At 69.6% G+C, this 15139-nt stretch carries 14 protein-coding genes and 5 pseudogenes; 11 read left to right on the top strand and 8 right to left on the bottom strand.

All coding sequences use genetic code 11. The features are described 5' to 3' along the window. Positions 1 to 24: 24 nt before the first annotated feature. On the bottom strand, positions 25 to 1488 hold the full coding sequence (gene ltrA, locus WJ438_RS03100) for a group II intron reverse transcriptase/maturase (RefSeq protein ID WP_406723623.1): 1464 nt from the start codon (positions 1486 to 1488) through the stop codon (positions 25 to 27). A gap of 599 nt (positions 1489 to 2087) precedes the next feature. On the opposite strand from ltrA, the pseudogene WJ438_RS03095 reads away from it, so the two are divergent. From WJ438_RS03095 to WJ438_RS03085, 3 genes and pseudogenes are all read left to right on the top strand, one after another. Then, positions 2088 to 2472: pseudogene (locus WJ438_RS03095) on the top strand (transposase family protein); the annotation flags it as partial. A 13-nt stretch (positions 2473 to 2485) separates the two neighbouring features. Beyond that, a pseudogene (locus WJ438_RS03090) lies at positions 2486 to 2650 on the top strand (IS110 family transposase); the annotation flags it as partial. Between the two features lie 364 nt (positions 2651 to 3014). Further along, positions 3015 to 3707 carry a lysostaphin resistance A-like protein gene (locus WJ438_RS03085; protein ID WP_406723851.1) on the top strand — a complete coding sequence of 231 codons (693 nt, stop codon included), beginning with the start codon at positions 3015 to 3017 and terminating at the stop codon, positions 3705 to 3707. 305 nt (positions 3708 to 4012) lie between these two features. Here the strand turns inward: WJ438_RS03085 and WJ438_RS03080 are convergent, their stop codons facing one another. From WJ438_RS03080 to WJ438_RS03060, 5 genes and pseudogenes are all read right to left on the bottom strand, one after another. Next, complete coding sequence (locus tag WJ438_RS03080; RefSeq protein WP_406723850.1) at positions 4013 to 4225, bottom strand: hypothetical protein; 213 nt, start codon at positions 4223 to 4225, stop codon at positions 4013 to 4015. Positions 4226 to 4376: 151 nt separating this feature from the next. Next, a pseudogene (locus WJ438_RS03075) lies at positions 4377 to 4736 on the bottom strand (hypothetical protein); the annotation flags it as partial. A gap of 339 nt (positions 4737 to 5075) precedes the next feature. Further along, a pseudogene (gene grpE / locus WJ438_RS03070) lies at positions 5076 to 5459 on the bottom strand (nucleotide exchange factor GrpE); the annotation flags it as partial. A gap of 2 nt (positions 5460 to 5461) precedes the next feature. Next, the gene (locus tag WJ438_RS03065; RefSeq protein ID WP_406723849.1) at positions 5462 to 6430 is read right to left on the bottom strand and encodes an Hsp70 family protein; all 969 of its coding nucleotides are present in this window, start codon (positions 6428 to 6430) and stop codon (positions 5462 to 5464) included. Positions 6431 to 6479: 49 nt separating this feature from the next. Beyond that, on the bottom strand, positions 6480 to 6881 hold the full coding sequence (locus tag WJ438_RS03060) for a J domain-containing protein (protein WP_406723848.1): 402 nt from the start codon (positions 6879 to 6881) through the stop codon (positions 6480 to 6482). A 152-nt stretch (positions 6882 to 7033) separates the two neighbouring features. Between WJ438_RS03060 and WJ438_RS03055 the strand changes: the two genes are divergently transcribed. From WJ438_RS03055 to arsM, 4 genes are all read left to right on the top strand, one after another. Then, positions 7034 to 7468, top strand: coding sequence for an Hsp20/alpha crystallin family protein (locus WJ438_RS03055; RefSeq protein ID WP_406723847.1), 435 nt, complete (start codon positions 7034 to 7036; stop codon positions 7466 to 7468). A 148-nt stretch (positions 7469 to 7616) separates the two neighbouring features. Further along, the gene (locus WJ438_RS03050; RefSeq protein ID WP_406723846.1) at positions 7617 to 8000 is read left to right on the top strand and encodes an STAS domain-containing protein; all 384 of its coding nucleotides are present in this window, start codon (positions 7617 to 7619) and stop codon (positions 7998 to 8000) included. Between the two features lie 668 nt (positions 8001 to 8668). After that, a complete protein-coding gene (locus WJ438_RS03045; protein WP_406723845.1) occupies positions 8669 to 8821 on the top strand; it encodes a hypothetical protein in 153 nt (50 codons plus the stop codon). A 916-nt stretch (positions 8822 to 9737) separates the two neighbouring features. Next, on the top strand, positions 9738 to 10568 hold the full coding sequence (arsM, locus tag WJ438_RS03040; protein ID WP_406723844.1) for an arsenite methyltransferase: 831 nt from the start codon (positions 9738 to 9740) through the stop codon (positions 10566 to 10568). Positions 10569 to 10579: 11 nt separating this feature from the next. Here the strand turns inward: arsM and WJ438_RS03035 are convergent, their stop codons facing one another. Continuing rightward, positions 10580 to 10714: a hypothetical protein gene (locus tag WJ438_RS03035; protein ID WP_406723843.1), complete on the bottom strand. Its 135-nt coding sequence runs from the start codon at positions 10712 to 10714 to the stop codon at positions 10580 to 10582. A gap of 60 nt (positions 10715 to 10774) precedes the next feature. Here WJ438_RS03035 and WJ438_RS03030 point away from each other — a divergent pair. Continuing rightward, a pseudogene (locus WJ438_RS03030) lies at positions 10775 to 10984 on the top strand (N-acetyltransferase family protein); the annotation flags it as partial. A gap of 255 nt (positions 10985 to 11239) precedes the next feature. Here the strand turns inward: WJ438_RS03030 and WJ438_RS03025 are convergent. After that, on the bottom strand, positions 11240 to 12637 hold the full coding sequence (locus WJ438_RS03025) for an MFS transporter (protein ID WP_406723842.1): 1398 nt from the start codon (positions 12635 to 12637) through the stop codon (positions 11240 to 11242). Positions 12638 to 12743: 106 nt separating this feature from the next. Here WJ438_RS03025 and WJ438_RS03020 point away from each other — a divergent pair, with 106 nt between their 5' ends. The 3 genes from WJ438_RS03020 to WJ438_RS03010 all read left to right on the top strand — a co-directional run bounded on the left by WJ438_RS03020 (position 12744) and on the right by WJ438_RS03010 (position 15082). Further along, positions 12744 to 13352 (top strand): TetR/AcrR family transcriptional regulator, encoded by a 609-nt coding sequence (locus WJ438_RS03020; RefSeq protein ID WP_406723841.1) that lies wholly within the window; start codon positions 12744 to 12746, stop codon positions 13350 to 13352. A 1050-nt stretch (positions 13353 to 14402) separates the two neighbouring features. Further along, positions 14403 to 14861, top strand: a complete 459-nt coding sequence (locus WJ438_RS03015) for a DUF305 domain-containing protein (RefSeq protein WP_406723840.1) — start codon at positions 14403 to 14405, stop codon at positions 14859 to 14861. Next, a complete protein-coding gene (locus WJ438_RS03010; protein WP_406723839.1) occupies positions 14858 to 15082 on the top strand; it encodes a DUF305 domain-containing protein in 225 nt (74 codons plus the stop codon). Before WJ438_RS03015 ends, WJ438_RS03010 begins: the two co-directional genes overlap by 4 nt. Positions 15083 to 15139: the final 57 nt, after the last annotated feature.

The raw sequence follows: 15139 nt of genomic DNA, 5'->3' as shown, positions 1-15139 counted from the left end.
CGGGCTCTCCACGGTCTCTGTCGTTCAGGCGTGGTTGAGGGTCCAGGGGTTGGGGATTGTGTTGCCCCGGTAGCGATAGCGGGTGACCGCGATCGAGACCATGGGGAACAGTTCGATCCCGTCCGCCGAGAGCTTGTGCCACCGGCCGTTGCGGTCGGTGAAGCGTCGGCGGACGTCCTTCCACCTCCAGCGATGCAGCACCATCCACCAGCTGGTCACCCGTCGCCATACGAAGTGGTCCAGGGCTTTCAGCGTGGTCTTGCATACCGCGTGCTTGAAGTAGTTGACCCAGCCGCGCAGAATCGAGTTGATCCTCTTCAGCACGGTCCCCGGGTCCTGCTGCGACGTTCTGTTCGTCAGGGCACGGATCTTGTCCTTCAGCTGCCGGATGGGCCGGTCGGCGATGAAGGTGTAGACGTACCACTTGTTCGAGCCTCGCTTGCGGCGCCACTGGATGTGGAACCCCAGGAAGTCGAACCCGTCCGACATGTGCACGATCTGGGTCTTGGCCGGTGACAGCCGCAGCCCGAGAGGGTGCAGTACGTCGGCGATGTCCTCGCGCAGGCGGGCGACGTCGTCACGACTGCCGTCGACCAGGACGACGAAGTCGTCCGCGTAGCGGACGATGCGCCAGTTCGCGCGGCCGTGGTGGCGATGGTGTGCCCGCCTGCCTCTGGTGGACATCCGCCCGCCCGGCTCCCACGGCTCCATCACGTGCTCGTCGAGCGCGGACAGGGCGATGTTCGCCAGCAGCGGGGAGAGGATGCCGCCCTGCGGGGTGCCGGTGAAGGTCTCCTCGCGACCGCCGCCCTCAGTCAGGACACCGGCCTTGAGGAACGCCTTGACCAGCCGCAGCACGCGCTTGTCCTTGACCCTTGCGCGCACCCGGTCCATCAGGGCCGTGTGGTCGATGGAGTCGAAGCACGCCTCGATGTCCGCGTCCAGCACCCAGCGATAGCCGTGGGTGCCGTAGCGGTGGATCTCGGCGATCGCGTCGTGTGCGCGCCGCAGGGGCCGGAAGCCGTAGGAGACCGGCAGGAAGTCGGCCTCGAAGATCGGTTCCAGCACCAGCTTGAGGGCCGCCTGGACCACCCGGTCGGAGACGGTCGGGATGCCGAGCCTGCGCACCTTCCCGCTCCCGCCGGGCTTGGGGATCTTGCGTTCGCGTACCGGCAACGGGCGGAATTCACCCGTCTTCAGTACGCGTCGCAGGTCCTCCAGGTAGCCCGGGAGGCCGAGTTCCTGCTCGACGTTGACGACGGTGAGGCCGTCCGCGCCCGGCGTTCGGGCTCCCTTGTTGCCCGCGACCCGTTCGAACGCCACGAGCAGCGTCGCCGGATCGCATACGAGGTTGAACAGATCGTCGAACCTGCGGCCACGGTCGGCCGCCGCCCAACGGTGAAGCTTGGCCTGCATCCCCGATACCCGCTGGTGAGACCCCCGCGGGGCCTCAGGAGCACTGCTGTTCAGCAGCGCGTCTTTCGGCATTGCAGCCTCCTTCCCTTCTCGAAACCGCTGCCGCCCTTCCCCATGTGCCAGGCTCTCCCCGGCTCGGAGTACTACGGTGGCTCCGCCCCGCCCCGGCCCGGTCGGCCGACGGTGGACCCAGCCCTCCCGCCGTGCTGGACACGCGGCAGGAGGGCGGGACCGGGACGGTTCCCGTGTTCGCTCGTTGTTCGATCGTCGGAGTAGGAGCCCGGCTATGCCCCCGCGGCCTCGCCACGGCTACCCCGCAGCACTTCACCGTGGCCTCCCCGCGCGACCGAAGTAGACCGCGCGGAAAGTTCCCCGCCGGCCGAATATCCAGCGGGGACGCACCGCATCCAGCCCTCATCCACCAGGTTCGAGCTGGCGTGCCTTAAGGAGGCGTAGACGCCGGTTCCTCGCGTACTCCTCTCCGTCTCGCTTGCCGAACCCGCCCCATCTGGCAGTACTGGCACGTCCCGGCTTTGTCAGGGCTGCTTCCCGCCCTCCCCGGCACCTCCCGGGTCAGGCTGCCCTCAGCTTCAACCGTCCTGCTGCGACAGGACGGCGGCGGCGGTCTTTCACCTCCACTCGAACAACAAGCGCCTCACGGCGCACACTTCGGGAAGCACAAACGCCACGGCACGAACGTCCAAATCCTCACCGACCCGTTCGGACGCCTGGTGGGGGTCTCACCCGCACCACCCGGCTCGCCCCACGACCTGACCGCCGCACGGACGCACGGGCATCATCGGTGCCCTCGCCAACGCGGACGTGAAGTGCTGGGCGGACCAGGCATACCAAGCCGCCGGCCGCCCGGTCCGCGGCCGGCGGCTCAAGCGGTGAAAGCGACGGCACAACAGCACCCACGCCAGGATCCGCTGTCTCGGCAAGCAGGCCATGGCCACCCTGAAGGGCCGGCGCGTCCTGCGGAAACTTCGCTGCAGCACCAACCGGATCACCGGCCTCGTGAAGGCCATCGTCGCCCTCCATCACGCCTCAACCTGAGGTGGGAAAAGGCTCACTGTCCCAGCCCGACTCACGCGCCTACTGCGACAGGAAACGACGGGAGGGAAAACACCACGTCGCAGCCCTGGTCTGCCTCGCCCGACGCCGCATCGACGTCCTCTTCGCCATGCTCCGGGACGGCGCCTTCTACGGACCACCCAAGATCGTTACCACTTGACGAAAATCATAGGGGCACTTTTTAGCCCGCGCGTGAGCGGAGTCGAGCACCACCCGGGACAGGGCGACCAGGCCCTGGTCGGCGAGCAGCTCGAGCACCTTCTGGGGCCGGTTGCACGAGGAGGGCCCGCACCGCCTGGACGATGCCGGTCCGCCGTCTGCGGACCGGCTGGTTCCACAGGTTCCCGCTCCCTCGCCCGGCGGGGGCGCTGCCGCATCCTCCGTCATCCCTGGACACGCCGGACGAAACCGAGTGAGCGTTGAGGAAGCGGGAAGCCCGGCAAACCGCACCCCATATGTCGCTTTTTGTCAAACGGTTTCGGTCCATGCCCGTCGCGGCTGGATCACGGGATCCTGGTGACACCATGCGGATGCTCTGTGTCCTCGCCATCCTGGTCGGCGCGAACCTGCTCAACAATTGGCTCGCGCCCGGCGCCTATGTACCCACCTGCGTGGCCGCGGCTGCCGCGCTACTGCTGATCGCCCGGTGGGACGGGCTCACCCGCGCCGATCTCGGGCTCGATGCGGCTGCCCTGCGCCGGGGGCTGAGGTGGGCATCGGTCCTGGTCGGCGCCATTCTCGCCGTCTTGCTCCTCGGGCTTGCTCTGCCGGCCACCAGGGAGGCGTTCCAGGATGAGCGTGCCGCGGGCCTGACTGTGGGGCAGTTGCTGGGGCGGGTGCTGATCCGTGTGCTGTTCGGCACCGTGCTGCTGGAGGAGACCGCCTTCCGCGGTGTCCTGTGGGCCATGGTCCGGCGCCGACGCGGTACCGCCTGGGCCACTGCTGTGTCGTCGCTGCTGTTCGGGCTCTGGCATGTGCTTCCCTCTCGCGGGCTGCCCCGGGCCAACGCGGCCGCAGCGGTCCTCGGCACCGGCCCGGCAGGCACCGTGCTGTCGGTCACGGCCGCCGCTGTCGCCACCGCCGCCGCCGGGGTCGTCCTGTGCGAACTGCGGCGCCGATCCGGAAGTCTGCTAGCGCCTGCGGCGCTGCACTGGGCCCTCAACGGCTTCGCGTACGTGCTGGCCTGGGCGGTATCTCGATGGGGGGACGAGGATTGACCTCGCGCTTTCATGAAGGGGGCTGGCCGACAGGCGGTCAGATAAGCGAAGAGTGCCTCTGACCGGCAAGAACAAGGATTGCTGAGGCCCTTGTTCCCGCTCCCTTCGGAGGCACTTTCCAGGTGAAGAAGCCCACCGGTCCCTACCCCCATGTCCTTGTCCGGGGTACCGGCCGGGTCGTGGTCTCGCAGGCCGGTTCGGTCCTGCTCCCGAGCTGCCGCCGGTGCCGCTGAAGCCGCGGGGAAGGGTCCGCTGACCTGCTGAATCGTCTGTGAGTCGGTGGCTGGCGGAGGGGAGGCCGTCGGTCACCGTGCGCAGCCGACGTCCAGAACCTCTATGACGTCATCGTGGGTGGTGTAGACAAGCCAGCACCATTCACCGAACGCTGCGGCCAGGTCGGAGACTTGTGCCTGCGGGGTCTTTGCCACAGCGTCGATGAGCGCCACGATCTCCTCGTGCATGTCGTTCGGGACCTCGAACAACACGCTGGCAGCGGGTTGGACCAGTTCGATTCTCACGTAGCCTCCTGAGGACGCCAGGAGCAGCGCCGGCGGCGCCGATTACCCGCCGGCCGTCGACCTACAGCCAGCATTCCCGCGGACGGGGGAGAACGCCAACCGGTCTGGCGAGGCTTCTCGCCTCAATCGCCGGCGCACGAGCAGCATCGGCTCACCGACGCGCGAGGCCAAGCGGGTGCCGACGGCCTCCCTTCAGTCGCCGACACCCACCTGGTCTGTCGCCGCGGGCAGCGGCGTTGCAGATCGGCGTCGGCCGCAGTGGCGGCAGTGTCCTTCTCCCGGGCCCGTCGGCGACGCCGGCCTCGGTGGTGAGGAACAGCGCGGCGAGGGAGGCGGCGTTCTGCCAGGCAGAACGGGTCACCTTCGCCGGAACGGCGATGCCGGCGGCCGGCATGTCGATCTATTCACCGGTCGCTGCGTTCAGACCGTGGCCGACGGGCAGGGTGCGGACCTTCTCCGCCACGACGCCGCCCTCCAGCCCGGCGTTGTGGACGATCTGCTTGAGCGGAGCGGGTCCCTCCCGCATCGCTCCCGGGGACAACGACGGTGGACCGGGGTGACGCCCGCGACGTCCCCCGCGCGACCGGATGCTTGGCCCACGGCCGCACGCGCACGTCACCCGACCCAGCCGTTGGCACTCCCAACGGGAGAGTGTCAATTGTTCGTGGAGTACTTCTGCCTGTCCGGCGGCAAGCAGGCGCCCTAAGACTAAGCAAGGGTGGCGCACATCCGGGAGGAAACGGTCGGCGCCAGGGTCGCTTCCGAACGAGTTCCTCGCGGGAGCCGGCCCGGTGACCTCTACGCTGGCCGGACGCAGTAGATGGTCGCCGAGCCGGTAGCCGGGCCGGAGGATCGCTGAGCAGACCAGACGGTCGGCACTGGGGCAGATGTGGTGGATCAGGGCATCGTGGCAGGCGGGATCGAAGGGGTCGCCCGACTCGCCGAACGACGTGACGCCCAGCGAGCCGAGCCGGTCCTTCAGGCTGTCGGCGATGTCCTCCAGACCCGGCGTGAGCGGCTCGTGCGCGCACGCCCGGTCGACGGCGTCCAGCACGGGCAGCAGCGCCCGGACGACGTTGGCCGCTGCGATCTCGCGTACGGCCAGGCGGTCCCGCCGGACCCGCTTGCGGTAGTTGTCGTACTCGGCCTTCACCCGCTGCAGGTCGGCGGTCCGCTCCTCCACCAGGCGCCGCAGCTGTGCCAGTTCGGTGCTCTGCGGCCCGGTCCCGGTCATCGTCAGCCAGCCTCCGGCTTGTCGTCGTCGACGATCTCGGCGTCCACCACCTCGTCCTCGGGCGGGCCACCGCTTGTACCACCTCCCGCAGGTGCGCCGGCCTCACCCGTCGGCTGCTCGGCACGCGACTTCTCGTACAGGGCCGTGCCGATCTTCTGCGTGGCCTGCGTGGTGCGGTTGATCGCCTGCCGGATCACCGCGGTGTCCTCGCCCTTCAGCTTCTCCTTCAGCTCTGCCAGCGCCGTCTCCGTCTCGCTCTTCGCGTCGGCCGGGATGTTGTCGGCGTTGTCCCTGAGGAGCTTCTCGGTCTGGTAGACGAGCTGCTCGGCCTGGTTGCGGGTCTCCGCCGCCTCGCGCCGGCGGCGGTCCTCGTCGCCGTTGGTGGCCTTCACCTCGACCACGCCCTCGCCGATGTCGAGCAGCGACACGTCGAAGGTGCCGCCGCCCAGGTCGAAGACGAGGACGGTCTGCTCGTGCTCCTTGTCCAGGCCGTACGCGAGGGCCGCCGCCGTGGGCTCGTTGATGATCCGCAGGACCTTCAGCCCGGCGATCTCCCCGGCCTCCTTGGTCGCGGTGCGCTGGGCGTCGTTGAAGTAGGCCGGGACGGTGATGACCGCGTCCGTGACGTCCTCGCCCAGGTACGCCTCCGCGTCCCGCTTCAGCTTCTGCAGCACCCGCGCGGAGATCTCCTGGGCGGTGTACCGCTTGCCGTCGATGCTGCCGTGCTCCGGGAACCGCCACGTGTGATCGCCCACGTGCCGCTTGACCGAGCGGACGGTGCGTTCCACGTTCGTCACGGCCTGCCGCTTGGCCACTTCGCCGACCAGCACCTCGCCGTTCTTGGCGAACGCCACGACCGACGGGGTGGTCCGCGCGCCCTCGGTGTTGGTGACGACGGTGGGCTCGCCGCCCTCCAGGACCGAGACCACCGAGTTCGTCGTGCCGAGATCGATACCGATCGAACGCGTCATCTGGTTCTCCCTCCTCACCCATGCTGTGCGCAACGTCTCTGGCCGGGCCTCATCGGGATGTCCGCTCCCATCGGACGGGACCGGCACGCAGCGGCGGCTCGGGGCGGGCGGCCCCGAGCACCACGACGTACCGCCCCGCCGGCCGGACCGGCGGGGCGGTGGCACGCCCGCAGTCGGGGGTGCGCTCGTACGTCTGGTCGTAGGCCGCGCGCAGGACCGGATCGCGGAGCGTCTCGTACGCCGTCCTCACCTCGCCGAACCGTTCGGCGGTGGCCGCGTCCACGCGGGTGTCGGGGCGCAGATCCCGCACCCGGGCGCGGAAGGCGGAGGTGATCACCTCGGCCGTCGCCGAGGGCTCCACCCCCAGCACCGCGTACAAGTCCGACCTCTGGTCCCGCGCCCGCGCCCGCATCCCGGCCACCTCCTCGCCCGCTGAGAGCTGCGGCTTCACCTTTAGTTGCCTATAGTCCTGAAATAAAACTTGAGCCCACTCTTGTCAAGGTTTGCTCTGAGAGGTATAGGGGTTGTCAGAGGCATTCCGGGCTCCCGGAGCCCGGACGGGGAGGCCGCCATCCGGCGGTCGCACCAGGTGAAAGGAGTTGCATGATGGCTGCTGTCATCCGCACGGACCCCTTCCGGGACCTCGACCGGCTCACGCAGCAGATGTTCGGCACCCTCGCGCGGCCGGCCGTCATGCCGGTCGACGCCTATCAGAGCGGCGATGCCTTCGTCGTCCACTTCGACCTGCCCGGCGTCGCCCCCGACACCATTGACCTCAACGCGGAACGCAACGTGCTGACTGTACGAGCCGAGCGGCCCGGCCCGGACGTCGAGGAGGCCGACCTGCTGGTCGCCGAGCGGCCCCATGGTGTCTTCAGCCGCCAGCTCCTGCTGGGCGACTCGCTCGACCTGGAGAAGACCACCGCCCACTACGACGCGGGCGTGCTCACTCTGAATATCCCGGTGATGGAGGAGACCAAGCCTCGCCGCATCGAGATCAGCCGCGGAGACGCGGAGACAAAGCAGAGCGCGAGCTGATCCGCCCCACGCGAGAGACGAAGGGAAGGAGGCGAGCCACCAGAGGACCACAGCACCGACGACACCGTGTGGGACCGTCGCATCCACCCACTGGAGCGCCGCGCGTGCGGCGGCCCTCGGCAGGCGCTGAGCGGCAGGAGTGAGGACCATGGCTCTGTTCCTCGCCTCGCACTGGGAGAACGGCTGGGCCGTGATGGAGATCAAAGGGGCCCTGGACGCCACCACCGCCCGGGAGTTGTGTGACTTCGTGGCCGCCGTCACCGCGCAGCACCGGCACTTGCTCAATCTGATCGTGGACCTGTCCGAGTTGACCTGGGCCGACGCAGACGGCCTCGGTGCGCTCCTGTCCGTCCGCGCGTTGCTGGACGAAGACCAGGGGGAGCTGCGCCTGGTGTGTCCCGAAGGGCGGGTGGAGCGGATCCTGCGCAGCAGCGGACTCGCACAGGCCCTGTCCGTCCATCCCTCCCTCGACGCCGCCCTCGCGGCGCCCCGGACCACACCCGCCGACCGGCCAGGAGGTGCCGTGCAGTGATCACCGAACTTGCCGTCGGACGTGTCGAGTTCACCTGCGGCCCGTGCCGGCGCCGTGGGAACGTCGACTACGGCGTGTAGCGCTACCGGGACGAGTGGGAGTGCTTCTACCGCGACAACACGGCGGTTCCCTCGCCGTACACCCCGCAAGGCGCTCCGCCCTGCGAACACTGCGGTCGACGCTGGGTCGGGCGCCGCATGGCCCGCCGCCCTGTGCACCTGCCCGGAGCCACCGAAGCACCACGCAGCCGCGTCCCGGCCGAAGGTGTCCACTGCCCGGAGCGACACGCCACGCCGATGGTGCACGCCGCCGGCCGCCCCCAGCCGCAATCGCGAGCCGATCAGCCGTCCACGGAACCGTCCTGATCCGCCTGTCCGGCCCGAGCTGTGTGCGAGACGGGCACCGCTTCGTCTTGTGGCGTCCTTCACCGTGTGCCTGGCAGAAGTCAGTTGGCCGAGGCTGCGGCGACGGGGGGCCGCTTGTCCGCGACGGGCGGTCGGCGACACCTCTTGAGGGCCTACGCGGCTACCGTGCGTGCACTGTCAGATCCCGCTACGCGATGAAGCGTCAACGTCGCACTCGTGAACTATGTGAGCTGCGACATTGCCAGCGGGAGCGGGGAGCCCCACGATGAGGCGGACGACGGGCGTCAAGGAAAGCAGCTCCTCATGGGTGATCATGTGCATGTGCGACTCGGCCAAGGGCTGAGTGTGTCGGAAGAAGGGGAACTGATCGAGTACTCGCGCTGCCGGTGCGGTGCCACCTGGGCCAAGGTGTTCGACGCCGACGGCGGGCAGCCGGAGTACCCGAGCCGACCCTGACTCGGCGCTCGGCGCGCCGGCGTGGACACTCTTCCGTATCGCCACCGGCCGCGCCGCCGGGCCTGTCCTGCTGCTCTGCGGACACATGCCCTCACCGGAGGGTCGAATCGCCTGTAGAGCGGCTCCGTGCTTACGGCAGTGCGGGGAAGGCTGGGCTCCAGTACCGCCACTGCCCCTAGGCGAGCATGCTCCCGGCGGGTGATCTCGGCGCCGACCTCGCAGGATGATCCCGGCTGCTCAGCCGCAGGAGGACGGCCGGCTGGACGGCTACGGTTTACAGGCGCGCACTGAGTCGGGCGCAAAGACGTGGGGTCGTTTCCTGCGGCCGTTGTGTGAGCGGCTCCGCGAAGCGGACGCAGCGACGCTCGAGGTGCTGGCCGACCCGGTAAAACTCGACCAGATCGGGCAGGTCAAGTCCAGGGGATCGACCGCGATCGCGAGGCCGTCCTCGCGGCCTGATCCTGCCCTGGAGCTCGGGGTCGTCGAAGGACACGTCGTGCCCGGCTCCCACGTACTGATCGTTGCTGCGCCGATCGCGGCCGGTACGGTCCGCGGCAACCTCACCCTTCTCCAGGCCACCGCCGTCTCTCCGGGCCACCGCCGTCACCAACCGCTGGGGCACCACCGCATACGGCCGCCTCTCCGGACTGCTCGCGGCACCGGCAACCACGGCAGCAGCCCCGTCCCCGTTCGCCGGAGCCGCCCCCGCCGCACCCCTCGGCGGCTACGGACCACTCGCCTGCCCGTCGGCCGTCATCTCCCTGGCCGCCGCGCTCCTCGCCCCTGGGCAACCGCCGACGCCGTGCACCGCCGCAACCAGCAACCTTGGTTCGACAGATCTCTATGTTGACGAACTGTGATGCAGAGCGCAGAGTTGCATCGAGAAACATCGAAGCGGCTTGCTGGGGAGCGAGTCATGACCGAGCAGTCCACCGACCTGCGCGAAACCGTCCGCCAGCGGTACGCCGCCTCCGCTCTCAAGGTCACCGCGGGCGGAAGCGCGTGCTGTGGGCCGGAACCGGTCGAGGCCGACGCCAACTTCGGCGGCATTCTCTACGGCGCCGACGAGCGCGACGCGCTGCCGGCCGAGGCCGTCGCCGCCTCCCTCGGCTGCGGCAACCCGACTGCGGTCGCAGACCTGAACGAAGGCGAACGCGTTCTCGACCTGGGCTCCGGCGGCGGCATCGACGTCCTGCTCTCCGCCCGTCGCGTTGGTCCCACCGGCAAGGCGTACGGACTGGACATGACCGAGGAGATGCTCGCCCTGGCCCTGGTCAACGCCGCGAAGGCCGGCGCCACCAACGTGGAATTCCTCAAGGGCACCATCGAGGCGATCCCGCTGCCCGCCGCCACGATCGACGTGGTGATCTCCAACTGCGTGATCAACCTGTCCACCGACAAGCCGGCCGTCTTCGCCGAGACCTTCCGCGTCCTCAAGCCCGGAGGCCGCATCGGCGTCTCCGACGTCGTCGCCGACGACACCCTCACCCCCGACCAGCGCGCGGAACGCGGCGACTACGTCGGCTGCATCGCCGGAGCCCTCTCCTTTGCCGAGTACCGCAACGGCCTCCGGGCCGCCGGCTTCACGGACATCGAGATCACCCCCACCCACAGTGTCGCCGACGGCATGCACTCCGCCCTCGTCCGCGCCGTCAAGCCCGCCGCCCCCAGCCCGGAACGCACGCCGCCGAAACGGTGGCCGAGCCAGGCCCCACAGCCGGATGCGGAAACCTCCCTCGCGGGCTGACGCTGAGCGGGCTACGCCAGGACCGAGGCGGCGGAACAGGACGGCTGCGGCCGCGCCTGCTCGACGCGATCCCGCCGATCCGCGGCCGGGTCGGCCGTCCCCGCCGCGAGCCGGCGGCGCTGTTCGCCGACCGAGGTGGGGGCCATGCTGTGGCCCCCCTCGCCGTCCGTGCGACACGACCGCCGTCCAGCCCGCAGCCGGGGCGCCGCTTGGCGCTGCTCGAGGTGCTCGTCGAGTCGACCGAGGCGGCGAGGATCCGGACCATCCAGTCCGGGGTCCTCCCGGAGAACACCGCCTGCCTCGCCCTGCACGGGCGGGCCGGGTCCCGGTTCCTCGGCATCCGACAGGGCATCGGCCGGCATCTGGGCCGCTGGCGGGATGTGGTCCTCGTCGAGCGCCGTAGTCCTGTGATCAACCGAGGTCCAAGTCGCACGGACCGGCTGCCCGGAATGCACACCGTCCGCCGCGAGCACGGGAGGCCAGTACTCGCGCGTACCCTGCGCCGCCTTCTGGCCTGCCGCGGCGAGACAGGGCGCCAGCGCCTCCTCCGGCAATCCGAGTACGGCGAGGGGGCGCGAATCTCCAGCACGTCGTTCTCGAACGGGGCCAGGACACCCCGCTCAATCGCCCCGCTTGAAGATCGCCCGGCACCCGGACGCCGTCGTGCCCGACTACTCGCTCTTGGGCGGGATCAGCCACATGGCGACAACGGCGGAGACTGCGGCCACACCGGTAGCCACGAGGAACGCGTCGTCGAATCCGGCGGCCGTGGTGGCGCCGGTGTGGGCGGCGATGCTGGCGGCTGCGGCGCTGGAGACGGCTGCGGCGCCGGCCGATGCGCCGAACTCGTGGAAGGTGCTGACGATTCCGGAGGTCACGCCGGCTTCGTGGGGGGCGACGCTGCTGAGCGCGGTGGCCGAGGCGGCGACGAACAGGGCGCCCAGGCCGACCGCGGCGACGCTCACGCCGATGACCATGGCGGTGGTGCCGAACCAGAGCACCGGTGCGAGGAATCCGGCGGCCGCGATGAGCAGGGCGACCGCTGCCAGCGACCGGGCCCCGAGGCGGCCGATCACGCGGCCGGCGGCGGTGGCGGCGGCCATGGTCAGCAGCGCTACCGGCAGGAACAGCACGCCGGTCATCAGGGCGCCGTGGCCCTGATGGCTTTGGAGGTAGAAGGAGCCGAGGAAGAAGACTCCCACCATCAAGGCCGTGGCCACCGCGATGACGAAGATGCCCGCCACTACCGGACGCCGACCGAGCAGGCGGAGGTCCATCAGCGGTGCCGCCGCCCGGCGCTGCCGGACGGCGAAGGCGGCGTAGGCCACTGTGGCGAAGGCGGACAAGGCGAGGATGACGGCGTTGAGCCAGCCGTGGTCGCCGGCACGGATCAGGGCGTAGATGAGGGCACCGGTCGCGGCGGCGACCAGGGCGGCGCCCGGCACGTTGAGGGAGCCGGTGGCCGCCCGGGGCAGGTTGGGCAGTATCCGGGTGAGCGCGACGAGGACGAGCAGGCCGACGGGGACGTTGACGAAGAAGACCCAGGCCCAGCCCGGCCCGGCTGTGATCAGTCCGCCCAGCAGCACGCCGAGGGCGGCGCCTCCGCCGCCGAGCGCTGACCAGATGCCCAGTGCCCGGTTGCGTTCGTCGCCGTCGAACAGTCGCACCACCACGGACAGGGCGGCGGGCGACAGCATCGCAGCGCCGATTCCCTGGGCGATCCGGGCGGTGAGCAGCAGGGGTGCGCCGGTGGCGAGTCCGGCGGCGAGGGAAGCGGCGGTGAACACGGCGAGCCCGAACAGGACCACCCGTTTGGCGCCGAACAGGTCGGCGGCCCGGCCGCCGAGCAGCATCAGGCTGCCGAAGGTGAGGGCGTATCCACTGACCACCCAGGTCAGGGCGGCGCGATCCAGGTCCAGTTCGGCGCCCATGTGGGGCAGCGCGATGGCGACCACGGTGATGTCGAGGATCAGCATCAGCTGGGCCAGCCCCAGCAGGCCAAGGGCCGGCCAGCGCAGCGGATGGGCTGCTCCCGGCGTGTGCGTGCTCGTGGCTTTCGTATCACTCATGACACTCATCCCTTGGCGTTAAGCCGTACATGTGTGTTCAGGTTAGGTCACTCCAGGTCGTAAGCCAAACAACCCTGTACGGTTTCTTCGGGTATTCTGTGGGGTCATGAGCAGCAGAAGCACCGCCAAGCGCGCCGACGCCCTGCGGAGCATCGACGCGATCGTCCAGGCTGCAGCCGAGTGCCTGGGGCGTAATCCGGAGGCGAGCCTCAGCGAGATCGCGCGCGCCGCAGGCGTGGGGCGGGTGACGTTGTATGCGCACTTCGCTTCGCGTGCGGAGGTGGTCGACGCAGCGATGAGCCGCGCCCTCGACCAGGGCAACGAGGCGCTGGACGCGGTCGATCTGACTGGTGATCCACTGCTCGCGCTGGCGCGCTATGTCGACGTCAGCTGGCACCTGGTGGACCGGGCGCGTGCTCTGCTCGTCGCTGCCCAGAGGGAACTGCCCCCGGGGCGCATCCGTGAGCTGCACAACGGCCCCGCCGCCCGGGTCGAGACACTGATCGCCCGCGGCCGTGCGGAGGGGGTCTTCCGCACGGACCTGCCGATTGCATGGCTGGTCAATGTCCTGCACTCCGTCATGCACAGCGCCGCCGACGAGATTCGCGCCGGCCGCCTCAGCTCCGACCATGCCGCCGCCCACATCACGGCCACGGTGCTCGCCGCCTTCACCCCGCCGGGGCAGCCGGTGCCGGACCCCGGCGCGGAAACGTGACACCGGCGGCTTGGGGAACGGCTCGGCGCGTGACAGGCGGCAACCGCGGTGGCCACGCAGCCGCTGACGTGTGAGCCGTGGGCCGGCCGGTGCGGGGACTGGCCGGTGCGCCGGGCCACTGCGAAGTGCCCCGTGCGATGAGTCCGTGTGACCAGCAGCACCCGATCAAGCCCATCGGCTACCTCACGCCACACCAGGCGAGGGCCCGCTGCCACCGACGACTGGGCCTCGCGGCACGAAACCTCGCGGCACGAAACGGAGTGTCGGGACCTGAGGGATCGCTTCACATGTGGGTCACCCGCCAAATCCTGCAGCCGGGTCCCTTCCGGCGCTCAGCGCAACAGGAAGACGGGGGACAGCCGGTGGGGAGGCGAAGAGCACCCATGGCTCGACCGATGGTCTGGCCCGGGAGAACCATCCCTCCCGGGGGCCCGTAGAGTCTTCGGTAAGGTCGAGGGCGGAGGTTTTGAAGTGAACGCGAGCCGACGATTGCGAGCAGGCGGTGCCCTCGGGCAGCTCCTGCTGGTCATCGTGCTCGCGGTCGGCGTCTTCGGCATGCACACCCTGGGGCATCCGGAGGGTTCCTCCGGTTCCCACGTGAACGGTGCATATCACGCCGTCACAGCCGAAGCGGTTCGCATCAGTTCTGTGGAGCCGGCGGCGGAACCGAACACTGCGCATGCCGGATCGTCGGCAGCCATGGCGATGCACGACTCGGGCTTGGTGACCGCCCCGCAGTCGGTGGACCACCCTCCCGTGGGGACGGGTATGGACATGACGGCGCTCTGCGTGGCTGTGCTCGCCACCTGGGCGTTGGCTGTACTGCTGTATGGCGCGCTCATCGGCCGCCTTGACCGGGGTGCAGCTCTCCGAAGCCGGAGCGTCGTGCCGACGTGCCCCGAACCTCCACCCAGGCCGCTCCTCCCTCAGCTGTCGGTCCTGCGGACGTAGGCCCTGTGGCAGGACACACGGGCGTACCCAGCGCCGCGTGTACACCTGCTCGCGCCGCGAAATCAGCAAATCCGCACGACCACATGAGGTTTCTTGCACATGACCGTCTACAAGCGTGCCCTCGGCCGCTCGAACCGCCACCGGATCGTGCTCGTCAGCGCTGTCGCAGCAGGAGGACTGCTGCTTGCCGCGTGCGGCGGCAACGACGACGTGGAGGGCGTGGACCACGGAAGTGGTGGTTCCGCGTCCGCCTCTGCTACCGCAAACGCCGGAGAGAACCCGGCGCCCGGCGCCTTCAACGACGCCGACGTCACCTTCGCGCAGATGATGACCCCCCACCACGAGCAGGCCCTGGAGATGGCGAAGCTCGCTGACGGCCGTGCCTCCGACGCGGAGGTCAAGGCCCTGGCCGGGGAGATCGAGAAGGCCCAGGACCCCGAGATCCAGACCATGAAGTCCTGGCTCAAGACTTGGGGCAAGCCCAGCCGGCTGAGGAGAGCATGCCCGGGATGGATCACGGATCCGATGGCATGGGCCACTCGGGAATGGCCGGCATGATGTCCGACGAGGACATGGAGAAGCTCAAGGCATCGAAGGGCACCGAGTTCGACCGGATGTTCGCGCAGATGATGGTCGACCACCACAAGGGCGCCGTCGAGATGGCCCAGGACGAGCAGAAGAACGGCCGGAACGCAACGGCGAAGAAGCTCGCTGAGGACGTGGTGAAGACCCAGTCCGCCGAGGTTGAGCAACTTCAGAAGATCCTCGCCCGACTCTGACCCGGTCCGCACTCCGCGGATGCCGTCGCGTGCCTCGTATCGAGTCCGCGACGGCAT

The organism is Streptomyces sp. GD-15H (genome assembly GCF_045291515.1).
Classification (GTDB): Bacteria; Actinomycetota; Actinomycetes; order Streptomycetales; family Streptomycetaceae; genus Streptomyces.
The sequence above is the reverse complement of the archived record's forward strand: the minus strand, read 5'-3'. Positions and strand labels throughout refer to the sequence as shown.

Excerpts from the sequence above, each read along its gene's own strand:
- WJ438_RS03045 (WP_406723845.1), top strand. The coding sequence starts at position 8,669 with ATGGGTGATCATGTGCATGTGCGACTCGGCCAAGGGCTGAGTGTGTCG.
- WJ438_RS03035 (WP_406723843.1), bottom strand. The coding sequence starts at position 10,714 with ATGGCCCCCACCTCGGTCGGCGAACAGCGCCGCCGGCTCGCGGCGGGG.
- WJ438_RS03085 (WP_406723851.1), top strand. The coding sequence starts at position 3,015 with ATGCGGATGCTCTGTGTCCTCGCCATCCTGGTCGGCGCGAACCTGCTC.
- arsM (WP_406723844.1), top strand. The coding sequence starts at position 9,738 with ATGACCGAGCAGTCCACCGACCTGCGCGAAACCGTCCGCCAGCGGTAC.
- WJ438_RS03010 (WP_406723839.1), top strand. The coding sequence starts at position 14,858 with ATGATGTCCGACGAGGACATGGAGAAGCTCAAGGCATCGAAGGGCACC.
- WJ438_RS03025 (WP_406723842.1), bottom strand. The coding sequence starts at position 12,637 with ATGAGTGATACGAAAGCCACGAGCACGCACACGCCGGGAGCAGCCCAT.
- WJ438_RS03020 (WP_406723841.1), top strand. The coding sequence starts at position 12,744 with ATGAGCAGCAGAAGCACCGCCAAGCGCGCCGACGCCCTGCGGAGCATC.
- WJ438_RS03015 (WP_406723840.1), top strand. The coding sequence starts at position 14,403 with ATGACCGTCTACAAGCGTGCCCTCGGCCGCTCGAACCGCCACCGGATC.
- WJ438_RS03055 (WP_406723847.1), top strand. The coding sequence starts at position 7,034 with ATGATGGCTGCTGTCATCCGCACGGACCCCTTCCGGGACCTCGACCGG.
- WJ438_RS03050 (WP_406723846.1), top strand. The coding sequence starts at position 7,617 with ATGGCTCTGTTCCTCGCCTCGCACTGGGAGAACGGCTGGGCCGTGATG.
- ltrA (WP_406723623.1), bottom strand. The coding sequence starts at position 1,488 with ATGCCGAAAGACGCGCTGCTGAACAGCAGTGCTCCTGAGGCCCCGCGG.
- WJ438_RS03065 (WP_406723849.1), bottom strand. The coding sequence starts at position 6,430 with ATGACGCGTTCGATCGGTATCGATCTCGGCACGACGAACTCGGTGGTC.